Annotated in this window: 16 protein-coding genes and 1 pseudogene; 6 read left to right on the top strand and 11 right to left on the bottom strand. The window is 40.4% G+C overall.

The window, feature by feature from the left end; all coding sequences use genetic code 11:
• Positions 1-657: 657 nt before the first annotated feature.
• The 6 genes and pseudogenes from FTT99_RS16495 to FTT99_RS09120 all read left to right on the top strand — a co-directional run.
• Positions 658-801: pseudogene (locus FTT99_RS16495) on the top strand (diguanylate cyclase domain-containing protein); the annotation flags it as partial.
• Between the two features lie 64 nt (positions 802-865).
• On the top strand, positions 866-1033 hold the full coding sequence (locus FTT99_RS16490) for a hypothetical protein (protein ID WP_257229243.1): 168 nt from the start codon (positions 866-868) through the stop codon (positions 1031-1033).
• Between the two features lie 269 nt (positions 1034-1302).
• Positions 1303-3933 (top strand): DNA mismatch repair protein MutS, encoded by a 2631-nt coding sequence (gene mutS, locus FTT99_RS09135; RefSeq protein ID WP_180129427.1) that lies wholly within the window; start codon positions 1303-1305, stop codon positions 3931-3933.
• 386 nt (positions 3934-4319) lie between these two features.
• Positions 4320-4643, top strand: a complete 324-nt coding sequence (fdxA, locus tag FTT99_RS09130) for a ferredoxin FdxA (RefSeq protein ID WP_004651686.1) — start codon at positions 4320-4322, stop codon at positions 4641-4643.
• 138 nt (positions 4644-4781) lie between these two features.
• The gene (locus FTT99_RS09125; RefSeq protein WP_078188751.1) at positions 4782-5504 is read left to right on the top strand and encodes a D-Ala-D-Ala carboxypeptidase family metallohydrolase; all 723 of its coding nucleotides are present in this window, start codon (positions 4782-4784) and stop codon (positions 5502-5504) included.
• A 131-nt stretch (positions 5505-5635) separates the two neighbouring features.
• A complete protein-coding gene (locus FTT99_RS09120) occupies positions 5636-6301 on the top strand; it encodes an O-methyltransferase (protein ID WP_180034771.1) in 666 nt (221 codons plus the stop codon).
• 211 nt (positions 6302-6512) lie between these two features.
• Here FTT99_RS09120 and FTT99_RS09115 read toward each other — a convergent pair whose 3' ends face one another.
• The 11 genes from FTT99_RS09115 to FTT99_RS09065 all read right to left on the bottom strand — a co-directional run bounded on the left by FTT99_RS09115 (position 6513) and on the right by FTT99_RS09065 (position 17202).
• Positions 6513-7355: a universal stress protein gene (locus tag FTT99_RS09115; protein WP_078193559.1), complete on the bottom strand. Its 843-nt coding sequence runs from the start codon at positions 7353-7355 to the stop codon at positions 6513-6515.
• A 130-nt stretch (positions 7356-7485) separates the two neighbouring features.
• The gene (locus tag FTT99_RS09110; protein WP_180129428.1) at positions 7486-8103 is read right to left on the bottom strand and encodes a DapH/DapD/GlmU-related protein; all 618 of its coding nucleotides are present in this window, start codon (positions 8101-8103) and stop codon (positions 7486-7488) included.
• The gene (locus FTT99_RS09105; protein ID WP_180161404.1) at positions 8096-8695 is read right to left on the bottom strand and encodes a YigZ family protein; all 600 of its coding nucleotides are present in this window, start codon (positions 8693-8695) and stop codon (positions 8096-8098) included. The genes FTT99_RS09110 and FTT99_RS09105 overlap by 8 nt, the downstream gene beginning before the upstream one ends.
• 101 nt (positions 8696-8796) lie before the next feature.
• Complete coding sequence (locus tag FTT99_RS09100) at positions 8797-9987, bottom strand: HlyD family type I secretion periplasmic adaptor subunit (protein ID WP_078193562.1); 1191 nt, start codon at positions 9985-9987, stop codon at positions 8797-8799.
• A gap of 3 nt (positions 9988-9990) precedes the next feature.
• Positions 9991-12117, bottom strand: a complete 2127-nt coding sequence (locus FTT99_RS09095) for a type I secretion system permease/ATPase (protein ID WP_180129433.1) — start codon at positions 12115-12117, stop codon at positions 9991-9993.
• Positions 12114-13637, bottom strand: a complete 1524-nt coding sequence (locus FTT99_RS09090; protein ID WP_180129560.1) for a TolC family protein — start codon at positions 13635-13637, stop codon at positions 12114-12116. Before FTT99_RS09090 ends, FTT99_RS09095 begins: the two co-directional genes overlap by 4 nt.
• Positions 13638-13803: 166 nt before the next feature.
• Positions 13804-14547 carry an LPS export ABC transporter ATP-binding protein gene (lptB, locus tag FTT99_RS09085; RefSeq protein WP_078188759.1) on the bottom strand — a complete coding sequence of 248 codons (744 nt, stop codon included), beginning with the start codon at positions 14545-14547 and terminating at the stop codon, positions 13804-13806.
• Positions 14547-15113 (bottom strand): lipopolysaccharide transport periplasmic protein LptA, encoded by a 567-nt coding sequence (lptA, locus tag FTT99_RS09080; RefSeq protein ID WP_111883783.1) that lies wholly within the window; start codon positions 15111-15113, stop codon positions 14547-14549. Before lptA ends, lptB begins: the two co-directional genes overlap by 1 nt.
• Positions 15103-15645 (bottom strand): LPS export ABC transporter periplasmic protein LptC, encoded by a 543-nt coding sequence (gene lptC, locus FTT99_RS09075; protein ID WP_180027055.1) that lies wholly within the window; start codon positions 15643-15645, stop codon positions 15103-15105. Before lptC ends, lptA begins: the two co-directional genes overlap by 11 nt.
• Positions 15646-15680: 35 nt before the next feature.
• Entirely contained in the window at positions 15681-16220 is a 540-nt protein-coding gene (locus FTT99_RS09070) for an HAD family hydrolase (RefSeq protein WP_078188762.1), read from the bottom strand.
• Positions 16221-16224: 4 nt separating this feature from the next.
• Entirely contained in the window at positions 16225-17202 is a 978-nt protein-coding gene (locus FTT99_RS09065; protein WP_078193567.1) for an SIS domain-containing protein, read from the bottom strand.
• Positions 17203-17221 lie beyond the last annotated feature (19 nt).

Raw genomic sequence — 17221 nt, 5'->3', positions numbered from 1 at the left:
TTTCCTAATTATTTTATGCGCATATCGAATTATGAAATTATAAGGCTTAAAGTCACTTCATCTGGATGAAATTGGGGGTTAAATCATAACTATATTGAATAAAGTATAGTTTACGTCAAGTTTATAATCCATTTATCAACCGCTCTACCGCGATGAAGCGGCGAAAAAATTTTGTTTTCGCGGAATTATTATTTTTCTCCTGTATGCTCTGTCATGTACGTGGATTTATCAAGTGATTCCATAACGCAGTTTTGTAGATTCCTCTGTATATTTGGATAGTGTTTATCATTCTGATTGCATGGGATTTATCTTTTGTTCCGCATTAAACCCTTATTTTAGTGTTTATACTTGTCTAGGCTCGATGTGCGCTGTTGCGATCATATTTATCATCTTTACTATGATTTGTAATGATCACAATGATGCGCTATTACATGCAGCCATGAAGTATGCCGTGGTCATCATCTATGCCTTTGTAGGTATGCTTTTTTATATTGCCATGGTTGCGGGTTGGTAGAACATGACCCACTGACTGCTAGCAAACCGTCGTCCGTTATAAGGAGCTTTAGAACAGCTATGGCATTATGCCCTACGCCATCAACAGCCTTTAAGCATCATGGTGATCGATATCGATTTTTTGAAAATTAAAATGATCATTTAGGTCATCAGGCGGGTGACATCTGCCTCACACAAATTACTGAGGTTTTGTCTCAAATCACTAATCGAAATGGTGAGTTAGCTGCACACTATGGCAGCGAAGAGTTTTTACTCCTCTTTAGGGTGTTAACTGAAGCTGAAAATTGAACCTTTGGCAGCCGATTTATTACGCAGGATTTAATCACTCGAACTTCCACATCCAGCCAGCCATATGTCTAAATTTGTGAAGATTGGCATCGGTACGGAAACGATCCTTCCATCTAAACCTGATAAAATTCAGAAATTTATATTGGCTGCCGATCAAGCGCTTTACCTTGCAAAAGGCTGCGGTCGCAACCAATATCGATTAGCTCAGGCTGAAGCGCAGCTTGATGTTTGAGTCAGTCTAAGCTTTTTGAATTTATACTGAGATATTTTAGTGTTTTAAAGAATACTCAAGTCTGCTTTTTTTACATGCAGACAAACCTTTTCTGGCATTTTCCTACTACTTTTTTTGCTAGAATCAGCAACACGATTTGTTAACGTACACCTGTGGTTTTGAACGAAGAGACAATATAAATATAAGGACTTTTTTTAAATCCAATTTTCATCAAAACAGTGTTTTTCGTTTAGCAGCGCACAAATTTTTATTTTAAGGTATTTCGTTTCATGCAAGCTGATAATTCCAAAGTTGACCTTTCAACCCTGACTCCGATGATGCAACAGTACATGTCAGTCAAAATGCAAAATCCGCATTCACTGATGTTTTATCGGATGGGTGATTTTTATGAGCTCTTTTTTGAAGATGCGCATAAGGCAGCAAAACTTTTAGGAATTACACTAACACATCGTGGTAAAGCCAATGGTGAGCCTATTCCTATGGCGGGTGTCCCATACCATGCAGCTGAAGGCTATTTAGCCCGCCTTGTAAAAAAAGGGGAAACGGTGGTGATCTGCGAACAAATTGGTGAGGTAACTGGCAAAGGGCCGGTTGAGCGCGGCATTGTTCGTATCATTACACCGGGGACATTAACGGATGATGCACTAATTGCCTCTCATCAAAGTTCAAATTTAGTCGCGATCTGCTTACAACAAAATCAGATCGGGATTGCTTTACTAGACCTCAGTGCAGGTATTTTCAAAGTTCAGCAAATGGACTATCAGCTGGAACAATTAGCAATCGAACTTTCACGTTTAATGCCAAGCGAAATTTTGATTGATGAAGATCTTATTGATCCGAATATTGTCGAACAAATTAAACGTCAATTAGACTGCCCTGTCACTAAACGTCCAAACGTCGACTTCAATTTAAATAACGCACAAAAAACGCTGTGTGACCAATTTGCAGTTGCCACACTTTCAGGTTTTGGTATTGACCATTTACCTTTGGCGAAAGCTGCCGCAGCGGCTTTGATTCACTATGCAAAAGTGACTCAAAAAACTGCTTTACCACATATCCGCAGCATTCAACTCGAACAAAGTAGTGATTTTGTGGCGCTCGATCCCGTCACTCGTCGTAACTTAGAACTGATTGATCCCCTATTTGAACATGGTACTTCCCTGTTCCAACTAATCAATGATTGCCAAACTGCGATGGGTGGCCGTCTATTAAGTCGTACCTTAATGCAGCCTTTACGAGATACCGCTTTATTGGATGCACGTTTAGATGCATCACAAGCGATGCTGCAAGGCTATCATGAGTCTCCGATCCGCTTAGTTCTCAAAGAAATTGGTGATATTGAACGTGTGCTATCTCGTGTAGCTCTCGGTAGTGCTCGTCCACGAGACCTAGTTCAGTTACGTCAAACTTGTGCACAAATTCCCTATCTTCGACATGCACTTGAACCGATCATTCAGTCACACCAATCTAAGCTGATCGCTCAGTTAAATGATGAAATGGGTGATTTTCACGGCTTACATGAGCGTCTTATGTCTGCCATCGTAGAAAACCCGCCAGTGCTTTTACGTGATGGTAATGTGATTGCTGAGGGTTTCGACACTGAACTGGATGAACTGCGTAAAATTCGTGACCATGCAGGACAATTCCTCATCGATCTCGAAATCAAAGAGCGTGAACAAACCGGAATTTCAACCTTAAAAATTGGCTATAACCGTGTCAGTGGCTACTATATTGAACTAACACGCGCTCAAGCTGAGCAAGCACCTGATCATTATATTCGCCGCCAAACCCTTAAAAATGCGGAACGCTACATTACCCCTGAGCTGAAATCATTTGAAGATAAGGTGCTTTCAAGTGAGTCACGTGCATTAGCGCGCGAAAAAATGCTTTTTGAACTATTACTCGATGAATTACGTGCAGATATTGGCAACTTACAAATGATGAGCGCCGCTATAGCGCAAATTGATTTATTGGCCAATTTTGCCCATCAAGCGCGATTACGCAATTGGTCACGTCCTGAATATACCCCTGAAGTTGGGATCAAAATCAAAGCCGGACGTCACCCAGTTGTGGAATCTCTGAGCAAATCACCATTTACTCCAAATGATACCAGTTTGGACTTTAATCACCGTATGGCGATTATCACAGGGCCAAATATGGGCGGTAAATCGACCTTTATGCGCCAAACTGCCTTAATCAGTTTATTGGCCTACTGTGGTAGCTTTGTCCCTGCCCAATCTGCCATATTAGGGCCGATCGATCGGATATTTACCCGTATAGGATCTGCAGACGACTTGTCTACAGGCAAATCAACCTTCATGGTGGAAATGACTGAAACCTCACAGATTCTACATCATGCGACCAATCAATCATTGGTACTGATGGATGAAGTCGGACGTGGTACAAGTACCTATGATGGCTTATCTTTGGCGTGGGCATGTGTACTCGATCTCACGCGTCGTATTAAATGTTTATGCCTATTTGCAACGCATTATTTTGAACTCACCGAGTTAGGCAAAGACGCTAATATCGATAACTATCATGTAACTGCTCGTGAGCTAAATGGCAACTTGATCCTATTACATAAAGTCCAACAAGGCCCGGCGAGTCAAAGTCATGGTCTACAGGTGGCAAAGCTTGCGGGTATTCCCGCAGCAGTGATCAAAGAAGCGCAAAATCGACTTCGTATTTTAGAAACTCAGCAAAAACAGCAACTCAATACTGCTGTACAAACCGATCTATTCTCGGCACTCACAGAGCCCGAAGTCATTGAACGCGTGGTGGAAGTTGAAAAAACATCGCCCGTACTTGATGCCTTAGCAGATTTAGATGTAGATAACTTAAGTCCACGCGAAGCACTACAACAGCTTTACGCCTTAAAGGATTTACTTAAGATCTAAATTGAGCAGAAGCGATAGATGAGATATGCAAAGAACACCTATGAAGGTGTTCTTTGCATTGACTCCATTTAAATGTGTAAATTAGTAAATATTTGCTATCTACTACTGCGGCTATTCAGCAATAAATTGATAAAAAATTAATGTTGTTAAATGTTTCATGCTTAAAATACACATTAAAAATATTGTTCGATAAACAGATGTAATTTAATCAGTTTTTGAGTATGATTCTCATTCATTGTGAAATTTACATAAATTGTTCAGTTTTTAGTGATTTTAACAGCACTGCATATAATAATTATCAATAAAAGGAATTGTTAGTTACCCTATTTTTTGCCTAAAATACACCATTAGTTTATTAGAACCATATTTTTTAGGTAGCTGTCGCCATGACCTTTGTTGTCACTGAAAACTGTATTAAATGTAAATATCAAGACTGCGTAGAAGTTTGCCCTGTTGACTGTTTCTATGAAGGTCCAAACTTCCTTGTTATTAATCCAGATGAATGTATCGACTGTGCGCTATGTGAACCTGAGTGTCCAGCTAACGCGATTTTCTCTGAAGATGAGTTACCTGAAGGCCAAGAAGTATTTATCGAACTTAATACTGAACTTTCTCAAAAATGGCCGAACATCACTCAAATTGGTGATCAACCTGCCGACCGTGAAGAGTGGAACGGTAAAGCTGATAAATTACAATATCTTGAAAAGTAATTTTACGCTTTCATGAAAAGATCAGCACATGCTGATCTTTTTTTATACTTAAAGCACACATTTCATTGCAAATTATTCAAATTTTCTCAATCAAATTGGATTAAAATAGAACGAGTTTATAAATAATTGATTTCTATAATGAAGCATTTACTCAAGGGATTATTGTCCGTTGCAATATTCCCTCTTGTTTTCATTGGTTGTACAACTACACCACAAAAACAAGGTCACACTATTACAACTCCCGACGGTAAACGTATTTACATACCTCAAGAAAAAGTGACGACCATCAGACAAGCCCCGCCTAAAGTGGTGCCTTATGCATACAACTCATGGGTCGCGTCTGTTGATAATTTACGTCGCGTTCGAGACTATGAAGTCTTTTTAGAGAAAAATGGTGTAGGCAATATCATCCCTTCATTTGAGCTGATGCGTACTGCACGTGATTGGCAAAAATGTGGTCGCTCAGAATATATGGTGCCTAACCGTGAATTATGGCAAAACCAAATTGCAACCTTACGTGTCTTTAAATATTTAGTTGCGGCCAATATCTTAACGGACTTTGAAGTGACTTCGGTTTATCGTGATTTGCCTTTGAACCAATGTGCCGGTGGTGCAAGTTCATCTCGTCACCTATATAACTCGGCGATTGATTTCCGTATTGGACCTGCGTACCCGCAGCCCGAAGACTACAGTTATATTGAAAATACCAAGTTCCGTTTATGCCAATTTTGGTCACAACACGGGCAGAGTCTCAATATGGGATTAGGTTTATATGCCAGCGGACAAATTCATATTGATACTCAAGGCTACCGTACTTGGGGACCTGATCACTCAAGTCGCTCTTCAATGTGTAATTACTAAAACATTACATCGTCATATCAAGACCTCTTCGGAGGTCTTTTTTGTACATAAAATATTCAAATATAGAACAATAAATTGCGATGTTGGTGGAAAGGTTTAAAATGCTTGCATCAATCACGAGGTGCGACAACATGCAACAAATGTGGACAGACATTGATGCTTACATCGATTCACATTTAATTCCTGAAGATCCAATATTGACCCAAACACTTCAACATACGGATGAACGTGGCTTTCCTGATCATCTTGCTGTAGCGGCCAATCAAGGCATGCTGCTTCAAATGTTAATCCAAATGAACAAGTGTAAACGCGTTTTAGAACTTGGAACTTTTGCAGCCTATAGCACCATGTGGTTAGCACGTGCATTACCTGATGATGGTTACATTCTGACCATTGAAGGTCGTGATACACACGCGGCCCTCGGTCAAGAAAATATTGATAATGCAAAGCTTACACAAACGATTGAACTGAAATGTGGTCGTGCGGCAGATATTTTACGTGCCCTTCCTGAAGATACCGAACCTTTTGACTTTATTTTTGTCGATGCAGACAAACAGAGCTACCCTGAATATTTAGAATTAAGCTTAAATTTATCTCATTCAGGTACAGTGATTGTTTTAGACAATGTAATTCGTGCAGGCGAGATTCTGAACGCTGAAAACCACAAACCCAGCATTGAAGGTATCCGTGATATGTTCAAAGCCATGCAAAATCATCCGAAAATTTTATCTTGCACAGCACTTCAAACTGTTGGTTGCAAAGGTCATGATGGTTTTGCGATTGCAATCGTTAAATAATCTCAATCGAGGTGTTTTTTAAACACCTCGAATAAAGGTATAAAAAACAATCAATATAATATTTTATTTTAAAAACAATTACCTACAAATACTACACACAGAGTTATCCACAATTTTTGAGGATAACTCTGATTATTTTTAAATCAACAACTTATTATTTATTTACTCGTAATTGTCCGTCTATTAAATCAACTCTGTTCGTTTGCTCAACTTATTTTACAACCAACAATGGAACACTCGAATTTCTGAAAATACTGGTGGTGATACTGCCCAAGAAGAACTGATGGATTTTACTGTGGCTAAAAGCGCCAAGTACGATTAACTGAATGCCATGCTCTTGTTGATAGTCCAGAATATTTTCCGAAACATCGCCATAACGGTATTCCGTCACCACATCGAGACCGGCATTGGTTAAATAATTTTTTGGATCATCCAAGATTTGTGGGTGATCTCCAACATAAACCAAATGACATTGTAAGAGTTTGAGTAGATCACTTTGTGCCACACGTTTCATTAACTCAACGCATTTAGGCGAATATTCATAGGCAAAAATAAAGCGAGTCGGTGGTTTAAACGTTGGTCCTACGGTCATAACTGTACAACTTGCACCACGAATAAAGTTTTCAACATTACTACCGAGCGGCTTATTGCGCTCTGCTGAACGTTCACCTACCCGACCAATTAAAACAATATCGTCATCTTGCAAAATATTAAAACTTTGCTCTAAGAAGTCACCCTTTTCCTGAATATGGGTGGTTTGAATCCCATGCTTATCTTGGATCATTTCAGAAATGTGTTTGAGCAAGTTATTACTATAATCTAACGCTAAATCACTTTGTTTTTGTTCTAACTCCGCGAGTTCTTTTAAGAGCATGGCATTACTTTCAAATCCAATCACGCCACTGATTTCACCTAAGTGATAACTTGCCGGATAGTAATCAAGTATTTGTAGTAAAACCAACTCGCGGTGAGTTTGTTTAGCAACCCAAGCAGCAGCATCAGCTAGTGCATTAATGCATGGAGAAGAGTCGATACAGGCGATAACTCGTTTCATGATTAGCCCTCGTTTTATTATTGCTTGGCTATAAAATGTTGTTTGTTATTTTTAACTTATCACAACTCTGTTTCACTGTGCATGCAATTGTGTAAGCATAAAAAATATTTATGACGTATTTGGCGATTATTTATTCACGATATCGAATGAATTTTGCAGGATTTCCAGCAATGATTGCACGCGCTTCGACATTTTTCGTCACCATACTGTTCATACCGACTACAGCCTGCTCAGCAATGTGAATGCCATCCTTGATTCCAACATGCGCACCTAGCCAAACATCACGTTCTATCTCAATCCCTTGTGATCGTACAGCTTGTTGATAGATCGGTTGATTGACATCCATTCCATGATCAAAAGCATATAAATGGCAATACGCCGCCATACGGACTTGATTGTGAATTTTGATGCCCACGCGCCCACCATCTAAAATACAGTGATGATTGATCGCCACTTCATTACCAATTTCTATTGGGCCATGCAGGGTGCAATCCGCCGCAATAAAGCTGTTATCTCCAATAACAATCTTACGTCCCGGTTCGGCAAAAATATGAGCCAATGGCGATATAAAACAGTTTTCACCAATTTCAACGGTTTCCATCGATTTGAGATAGTCTTGATATTCCTGTTGCCAAGCTTCAGCCCAACCACGATTTTTTGGTTTGAGTGACCAATATAACCAAGGCATATAATTCAAACGATGCTTATGTTGCTCTCGATATTTCAATAATGGATCTATTTCATTCATCTTCAGCAGCCTCGACGATATGCAGTTGTTCACGTCCGCGAGTTACATCTTGAATCTTGAACTGTAGCGGTTGGATTTGATGAATTTGCAATGCTGCAAGTACATTTACGCCCTGCGCTGTATAGTCTTCCTGAAATTCAATTTGCTGCTGATTGAGTTCATATTGGAAAATTGCCCATTCATTAAACTGACAACTAAATTGCACTTTTTTCTTCTCAATAAGTTCAATTATTTCAGCTTGTAAAAGGCATTGACCTGCACAGCCACCATAGGCACGTACCAATCCCCCTGTCCCGAGCTTAATTCCGCCATACCAACGATTAACCAAGACCAACACGTTGGTTAGGTCATTCCCTTCTATGGTTGCTAGAATGGGCCGACCTGCTGTGCCTGAAGGCTCACCATCATCATTAAAACGTACGGTATGTCCAATTTTCCATGCCCAACACTGATGTGTTGTTGAGATATCTTTATGGGCTTCGAGAAATTCTTTAACGGCTTGTTCATTTTCCACAGGAACTGCGATGGCTTGAAAACGACTTTTTTTAATGTCTTCTTCATATTCAAACTGTGCGGCGAGTGTAAATGGCATAACGTCTTTAGATCCTGTATCAAAGGATATTATAGCGTTTTTTGAAAACTTACATCCACAAAAAAGCCTCCAATGCTGGAGGCTTGATTGGCACTGCGTTATTAACGTTCGCGAAGTGCTTCTTTGGCTTTATTGAATGGCTTGATTAAATATTCAAGTACAGTTTTCGAGCCTGTGCGGATATCAACTGTTGCCACCATACCCGGTGTAATACTAAAACTTTTACCTTCTTTATTGCTTAATTTATCACTATCTGTACGGATATAAACACGATAATAGAACTGATCTTGTTTCACTTCATCACGTAACGTATCTGGTGAAATGACGGTCACTTTACCTTTTAGACCACCATAGATCGAATAGTCATATGCCGTAATTTTAACTAAGGCTTCTTGACCCGGACGAATAAAAGCAATATCTCGCGGTGAAATACGTGCTTCTACCAAAAGCTGTTCATCCAAAGGTACAATAGTCATCAATTTACCATTTTGCGGAATCACACCGCCCAATGTCATCACATCAATCTCTTTGACCACACCACGAACTGGAGATTTAAAAACGGTACGGCTGAGTGTATCCGATTTGCCTTTCACCACTTGTTGCTGTGATTCAATATCCGTATTGGCTTTCGACAATTCTTCCCGTGATTTTACCAAATATTGGTTACGGACATCGTTTAACTGGTTTTGTAAGTCATTCGCTGAACGCTTTAAACGAAGTACTTCAACTTCACTTGCTGCACCCTTAGCAACTAAAGGTTCAGTCATGGCCAATTCTTGTTGAACCAATACCAAAGCTTGTTTTAAGCCGGCAACAGATTCTTCCAAGTTTGCACGACGTGAATGATATAAAGCTGTTTCTTCCTTCACTAAAGCTGGAATCTTTTGAACATCTTCAGGAAAGGTTAATGGTGTACCATTCACTTCTGCACGTAAACGTGCTGCTGTCGCACGTGATGCCACAAGTAAAGACTCGGTTTCACCAACATTTGATGCGAAGCGTGTTGGATCAAGTTGCGCAAGGACTTGACCTTGTTCAACAATTTGACCTTCCTTCACATTCAACTTGGTTAAAATCCCTCCCTCAAGCGACTGAACAATTTGTTCTTTCGAAGATGGAATCACTTTACCTGTCCCTGTAGAGACTTCTTCTAATTTAAACAACCAAGCCCAAACTAAAAGGATTGCCAGACCAATCGTAATAATCCAAATGATTAAACTCGATTTCGGTAATGGTGGCTCTTTAAAGCTGACTTTGGTCGAGCGTTGTATTTCTTGTTTATTTTCACTCATGATTTAAGCCCCAGCTACTTTTTTCTGAGCATTCTGATTCAGAATTTGATCACGAGGTCCATCCATGACAATTTTACCTTCATTCACCACAATAATGCGGTCAACCAACTCAAGTACCGCACGGCGATGTGTTGCCACCACCATAGTTCGGTTTTGTAAATAACCTTTTAAATGATCGATCAACTGCTTCTCAGATACGTCATCAATGGCTGCTGTAGGTTCATCAAGCAATAGAATATTGGGTTGACGAATCAATAAGCGTGCAAGCAGCAAGGCTTGGCGTTGACCGCCAGAGAAGCCTACACCACCTTCTAAAATGATATGGTCTAGCCCTTCTTTTTTCTCTTGAACAAAGTGAATTGCACCCGTAATTTTCAGTACTTCAATCAATTGTTCATCCGTAGCCAGCGGAGCACCCAAGGTCAAGTTTTCACGAATCGTACCATAAAATAACTGTGAATTTTGGTTCAATAGCCCCATATCACGGCGTACATCTGCGGGGTCAATTAAAGACAGCTCAATCCCATCTAATTTAACTTTGCCTTGTACTGGCGTTTGCATACCCGATAACAATTGGAGTAGCGTCGACTTACCAGCACCGTTACGGCCCAAAATTGCGATTTTTTCTCCAGCCTTAATTTCCAGTTTTGGAATTAAAAGACTTGGACGTGGGTCATCTTCACCATACTTAAATGACACACCATTGAGTTCATAATGACCATTAATTGATGGTCGATGAATGAGGTGAGAATAATCCGGTTGATCGACAGGTTTCTTCATGAGCTCATCCAGACCGGCTTTTGCCACTTTAGCCTGTTGTAAACGACCTAATACCCCTGCCAGTGCAGAAATCGGTGCCAACATTCGTGAAGACAAAATCGAACAAGCCACTAAAGCACCTGTGGTCATTTCACCTTTCATCACAGCAAAACAGCCGACAAGTACAACAATTGCAAACGTTAGACCCTGAATTTTTTGTGTCCATGCCGACATTAAGCCCACGATTTTACGTTGACGCATGCTGACATCAGCAGACACTTCATTCATGTGGTTCCATTGGTTTTGGAAACGTGATTCAGCACGAAGTAATTTGATATCCTCCATACCTTGCACAGATTCAACCAATAAGGCATTACGAATCGAAGACTCGCGCATACCCATTTGTGCAAGTTTAGCCAATGGTTTTTGCGCCAAAATCCCTGGAATAATCATCAAAGGAACCACCAACAGCATGACCCAGAATAGATTGCCGCCAATTAACCAGAAGATGAACAGGAACAAGAAGAAAAACGGTAAATCGGCAATTGCGGTAACAGTCGTCGAAGTGACCATTTCGCGTACCCCTTCTAATTCACGAATTTGTGAAATAAAAGTACCTGTTGATTTTGAACGTTCGCTATTTTTAATTCTTAATGCATGACCAAATACACGATCGGAAATTTTCAAATCGGCACGTTTACCAATAATATCCGACAAATAAATTCGTGAAACACGTAATGCAAACTCAAATATCGCTGCAATTAACACCCCACCTGCAAGTACCCATAAGGTTGGCACAGATTGAGATGGAATGACACGGTCGTACACGTTCATCGAGAACAAAATGGTGGCTAGGGCCAAAATATTCGCCATTAATGAAGCGAACATAATGTCTATATAACGTTTCCAGTCTTTTAAAACGATCGACCAGAACCAATTTTTTTCAAACGGCTTGATGTATTCATCGACACGTGCATCGGGTACAGATGACTCTGGACGTAGAATATATATATTGCGAACGCCATGGCTCAACCGTTCAATAGAGAAGACTTGAGATAGGCCTTCATCACCGCTTAGTTGAACACTGGCATTACCGTCTACGTCGATGCGTTCTACCACACCCACTTCACCACCGATAAACTCAACCAATACAGGTAAGCGCCATGGATTGAGCAGATTTATGTCGTATTTGTTTTTACGAACACTTAATCCAATTTGGCGTGCCATAACTGCGACCAGTTCATCGGCATTTTTGTGTTGATCCCAATCCAACTGCAACCGTATACGTTCTTCAGAGGGTTCAATTCGATAATGCTTTGCAATATTCAGAACCGCTTGTAGCCACGGTTGATAATTTATTGTATTACTCATGGCTGAACTTCAAACCCCTGAATAGATATATTATTAAGTTCATAAATATTTCGTGAACGTCCTGTCACTTGGATGTACTGCGCAAGTGCTGAGTAGATATCATATTGTGATGTCACAATTTCTTGTGCGGCACTATGTATGGCTTGCTCTGCATTCAGTAGATCGACAACCGTTCGAGTTCCTAATTTATATTGTTCTTGATACAGTTCTTTGGTTCTTACAGTTGTTTCACGACGCTGCACCAATATCGACATTTGACGCTTTTTATTTTCGATTTGTTCTCGAATCATTCGGACTTGATCAATCACATCCAAATATACTGTATTCACTTGTGCTTTAGCTGCTTCTTCAGCATAGCTTGCGGCACGTGTTTGCGCTGCAATTGCACCACCTTGGTAAAAATTACTAGTCGCTTCCAACATGATTGAATTATATAAACCATCATCTTCATCATTATTTGGATTACGGCCATTCACCGCCTGACTCAGACTGCCTTTGACATTTATTGTTGGATAAGCACTTAATTTTGACTGTTGCTTTTGCAATTTGGCAACTTCAACCCCAGCCTGCGCTTGCATCATGCTTGGAATCATCTTGAAGTCAGGATCATCATACAATGCGGCTGCAGTTAAGATCCGATCGGGTATCACCCAATTGATCTGACTTACATCAAAACCTAACAAGGTACGAAGTCGCTGTTGGTACTGTCGAAGTTGAGTTTCTTGCACAATTAAATTTGATTCTGCAGCTTCTAAATTTGACTTGGCTTGAATAGGGTCTGCTTGACTACTGATCCCTGCGGTTGCACGTAGATTAGCAATCTCAGCAATCCGACTCACACCGGCAATTTGCTGCTGCGCAATTTTAGCCACTTCTTGATATCGTTTAATGTTGATAATTGCATTTGCAACATCAAATGAAACTTCATCTAAATTTACAAGTACATTAGCCTGCTCTTGTAACATTTTTGCTTCTTCAATGCCTACTGCACTTTTGGTTTTACCAAAGTCATATAACATCTGCGTCGCATTTAAAGATACCAACTGACGTCCACGCTCGCCTTTAGTCAGATCTGCAGTGCTCAATCCACCTGAAATTTGGGGATAATATGCAGCATTCGCTAGGTCAATATTGGCGTTTTGCGATGCGACTGTAGCAATACTTTGCGTGATTTCTGGACGTCTTTGGACGGCGATATGTATCGCATCAATAAAACTTAGATTCTTCGCTACTGTGTTTGGATTATAGCTGCCTTGTTGCGTTCGACCATAAGCAACGGCTGGCATTTCTTGGACACGTGAGGTATCTAAATTATATTTACTGAGTTCTGTGATGTTAATTTTTTCGGCAGAAGGTTTCGGCTTATTAGGTAAAAAAATCTTATCTAATGTCTTTTGAATGGTACTTTGTGCAGTGCCGGTATCTGCTGCATACACTGAACCAATGGAAAAGGGTAAAAATAATATACAAAAGAAATTGCACTTATTTTTACGCGGACGCCCAACTTCTGGACCATTCATCTTTCGTAATCGCATGATTTTTGCAGGTCGTATTTTTAGTTTAAAGTATACTGAATTCTTGTTAATTTTTTAGATTAATCGCTCAGTTTTTGTCATTTCAGACAATAACATAAACCCGCTGAAGGAAACTAGCGCCATTCAACGGGAAATTTCTTATATTATTCAATTAAACGGTAAAATCATCACCAAGATAAACTTTACGTACCGTTTCATCTGCAAGGACTTCTTCTGGAGTACCTTCTGCAATCACTGAACCTTCGCTCACGATATAGGCATGCTCACAAATCGCAAGGGTTTCACGCACATTATGGTCGGTAATTAATACACCAATACCGCGATCTTTCAATGTTCTGATAATGTCTTTGATATCACCCACTGAAATAGGATCAACCCCTGCAAAAGGTTCATCGAGCAACATAAATTTAGGGTCCGCCGCTAACGCACGCGCGATTTCCGCACGACGACGCTCACCACCCGACACACTCATACCAAGAGAATCTTTGATGTGTGTGATTTTAAAGTCGGCAAGCAATTCCGTTAAACGTTGCTGACGTTGTTGCTTATTTAAATCTTTACGGGTTTCTAAAATCGACATGATATTTTCAGAAATGGTTAATTTTCTAAAAATAGATGCTTCTTGGGGTAGATAACCAATACCTTTACGTGCGCGCTCATGCATTGCCAAGTCAGACAAATCAAGATCATCTAAATGAATCTCACCTTTATCCATACGCACTAGACCAACGACCATATAGAAACTTGTGGTTTTACCTGCACCATTTGGACCAAGTAAACCCACAATTTGACCACTTTGCATGCTAAAGGATACATCCTTTACCACCCAACGCTTACTGTAGTTTTTGGCTAAATGTTTAATACATAAAGTTTGAACTTGCGAGGTTTGCTCCATTAATCACGTGCTCCTGGGAAGGACTTAGTGCTTGACGGTGGAATCACGATTTGAACACGACCTGAAGAAGATCCAGATTTATTTGGTGTACCTTCAGCAACGATGTCACCTTTATTCATACTGTATTTCAGGCTATTACCACGAATACTTGCACCATCTTGTTGTAACAAAGCACCACCCGTCATGGTGATAATTCCTGTTTCAGCATTGTAGACGATTTTCTGAGCTTGGCCTTTTGCATAGCCTTTGGCAGGGTCAGTTTTTTGTTGGAAATGTGCTGGCCCACCCGTTGCTGTAATCGTACTGATCTCTTTTTTGCTGTTTAAGTTCGCAACGATTGAGTTTGCCTGAAGCTTCATCGAACCCTGTTCAATGATGACATTACCGGTATACGTCGTAATCCCGGTTTTTTCATTAAATGTTGCACGATCGGCAACCAATGAAATCGGTTGATTACGATCTGAAGGCAAAGCAAAAGCTGCAACTGAACATAACGCCAGTGAACCGAGTAGCGCTGTACGTTTTAGGAAAGTTTTTGCAGTTTTTCGATTAAAATTATGGTTCATACTTTCCTCGAATATTAAAAAATTCGTATTGACCGTCGTTTAAATTTGCTTTTAAACCTTGGCTGACAAATTCGGCTTGTGGTGAAATCACCGTTACAGTCTTGTCAGTTTCTATTTCACGCTTTTTTGGAAAAGCAGTTAGTTCCTCAGTACGAAACTCCATTTGCCCTTCACGCATCAATTTCGTTGCAACCACATTGTCACTCAGTACGACTTTTTGGTTATCATCCATACCATTGGCTTGTTTGGCAAAGAACGTGGCATCGACAGCACCATCTTGATAGGTCGATGCTTTCAGATTCACCAAATGAGACGTTTGCTTTTGCAAATCCTGCTCAAGTCGATCGACTTGCGCACGAATATGCAATTTTCCCTGCTCATCAGTCTGCGTCAGGTTAATGTTTTCAGCTGAGTAAGTCATACTTTTCGAAGAGTCCGCCTGAAGCTTATTACCCTTTCCACCGAAATAGTAAAAACCACCGCTTACTGCAGCAATGACCACAGCTGTCACGTATAAAACTTTAGTATCCATAAGCGGAGATTCAATCCAGTGACTGCATCAATTTATTAATAAGGTGCACTTGCATATTTTTCAAGTAGTTCCTGGTATACACCTTTAGAAACTAAAAGCATATCGCAGATTTCACGAACAGCACCACGTCCACCCATCGCCTGCGTAACAAGATCTGCACGGCGACGTACTTCTAAATGTCCATTTGGTACGGTCACTTTCATCCCCGCAATAGCGAAGGCTGAAAGATCGGGCCAGTCATCGCCCATATATAGGCAATCTGAAGGATCAATACCAAACTGTGCGCAGGCTTCAGTCAAGGCAACGCCTTTATCTTCACGACCTTGAAAAACCAAGTCCACACCTAAGTCAGACATGCGTTTTTCAACAATATTACTTTTACGGCCAGTAATAATGATGACTTTGATACCCGCTTTTTGCACCAACTTCATGCCTAAGCCATCTCGAATATCAAAGGATTTGATTTCATCGCCGCTATTGGTCAACGTTACAAATCCATCACTTAAAATTCCATCCACATCCAGTACCAGTGCTTCTATGTGACGCGCTTGTTCTAGCAATACATACGATGCCATTTTCTTAATTTACCCCAGCCTGAATCAAATCATGCATGCTGATAATCCCAATCACTTTATTGACATCATCAACAACTACAAATTGTGTAATTTTCTTTTCGTTCATACGTTCTAAAGCATGTACCGCGCGTTCTTCTTGTGAAATGGTCAAAGGATTTTTAATCATCACTTCTGAGACTTTCATATTCACATCAAAGCCTTGCTGTTTATCAATCAAACGACGTAAGTCACCGTCGGTAAAGATACCCAATAAGGTATCGTTTTCATCGACAATCGTGGTGAGTCCCAAACGTTTATTTGAAATTTCGTAGAGAACTTTATTCATTGGTGTCTCTGGCGACACTTTGGGTAAGTCTTCACCTGTATGCATGAGATGTTTTACATGCAATAACAAACGTTTACCCAACGCTCCAGCAGGATGAGAACGTGCGAAATCATCTGAAGTAAAGCCACGTGCATCCAATAATGCAACTGCAAGGGCATCACCTAAGGCTAATGTTGCAGTGGTACTGGAGGTCGGAGCTAGACCCAAAGGGCATGCTTCTTGAATATTACCCAAGGTCAATGCGACATCGGCATTTTGTGGCATTGGGCCTTTATTGTCGCCACTCATGGTAATTAGAGGAATGCCCAAATGTTTGATCAATGGCATCAGCATCATAATTTCATCACTCTTACCTGAGTTTGAAATTGCAATGAGCACATCTCCTTTAACCAACATGCCCAAATCACCATGCCCAGCTTCACCCGGATGCATGAAGAAAGATGGCGTACCGGTCGAGGCAAACGTAGCGGCCATTTTACGACCGATATGACCCGATTTACCCATACCAGTAATCACTAAACGCCCTTTGCACTGTAAAATGATTTCGCAGGCTTGGCTAAAACGATCATCTATTTGCGTCGCTAATACTTGTAAAGCATGCTCTTCAATACGCAAAGTTTCTAATGCGACTTTCTGAAAATCGACTTGATTCGGCATATTTGGTGGATTCAAAGTT

Source organism: Acinetobacter sp. YH12040, assembly GCF_013420005.1.
Lineage (GTDB): Bacteria > Pseudomonadota > Gammaproteobacteria > Pseudomonadales > Moraxellaceae > Acinetobacter > Acinetobacter amyesii.
Note: the sequence above shows the minus strand (reverse complement) of the source record. Positions and strands in the feature narration are given on the sequence as shown.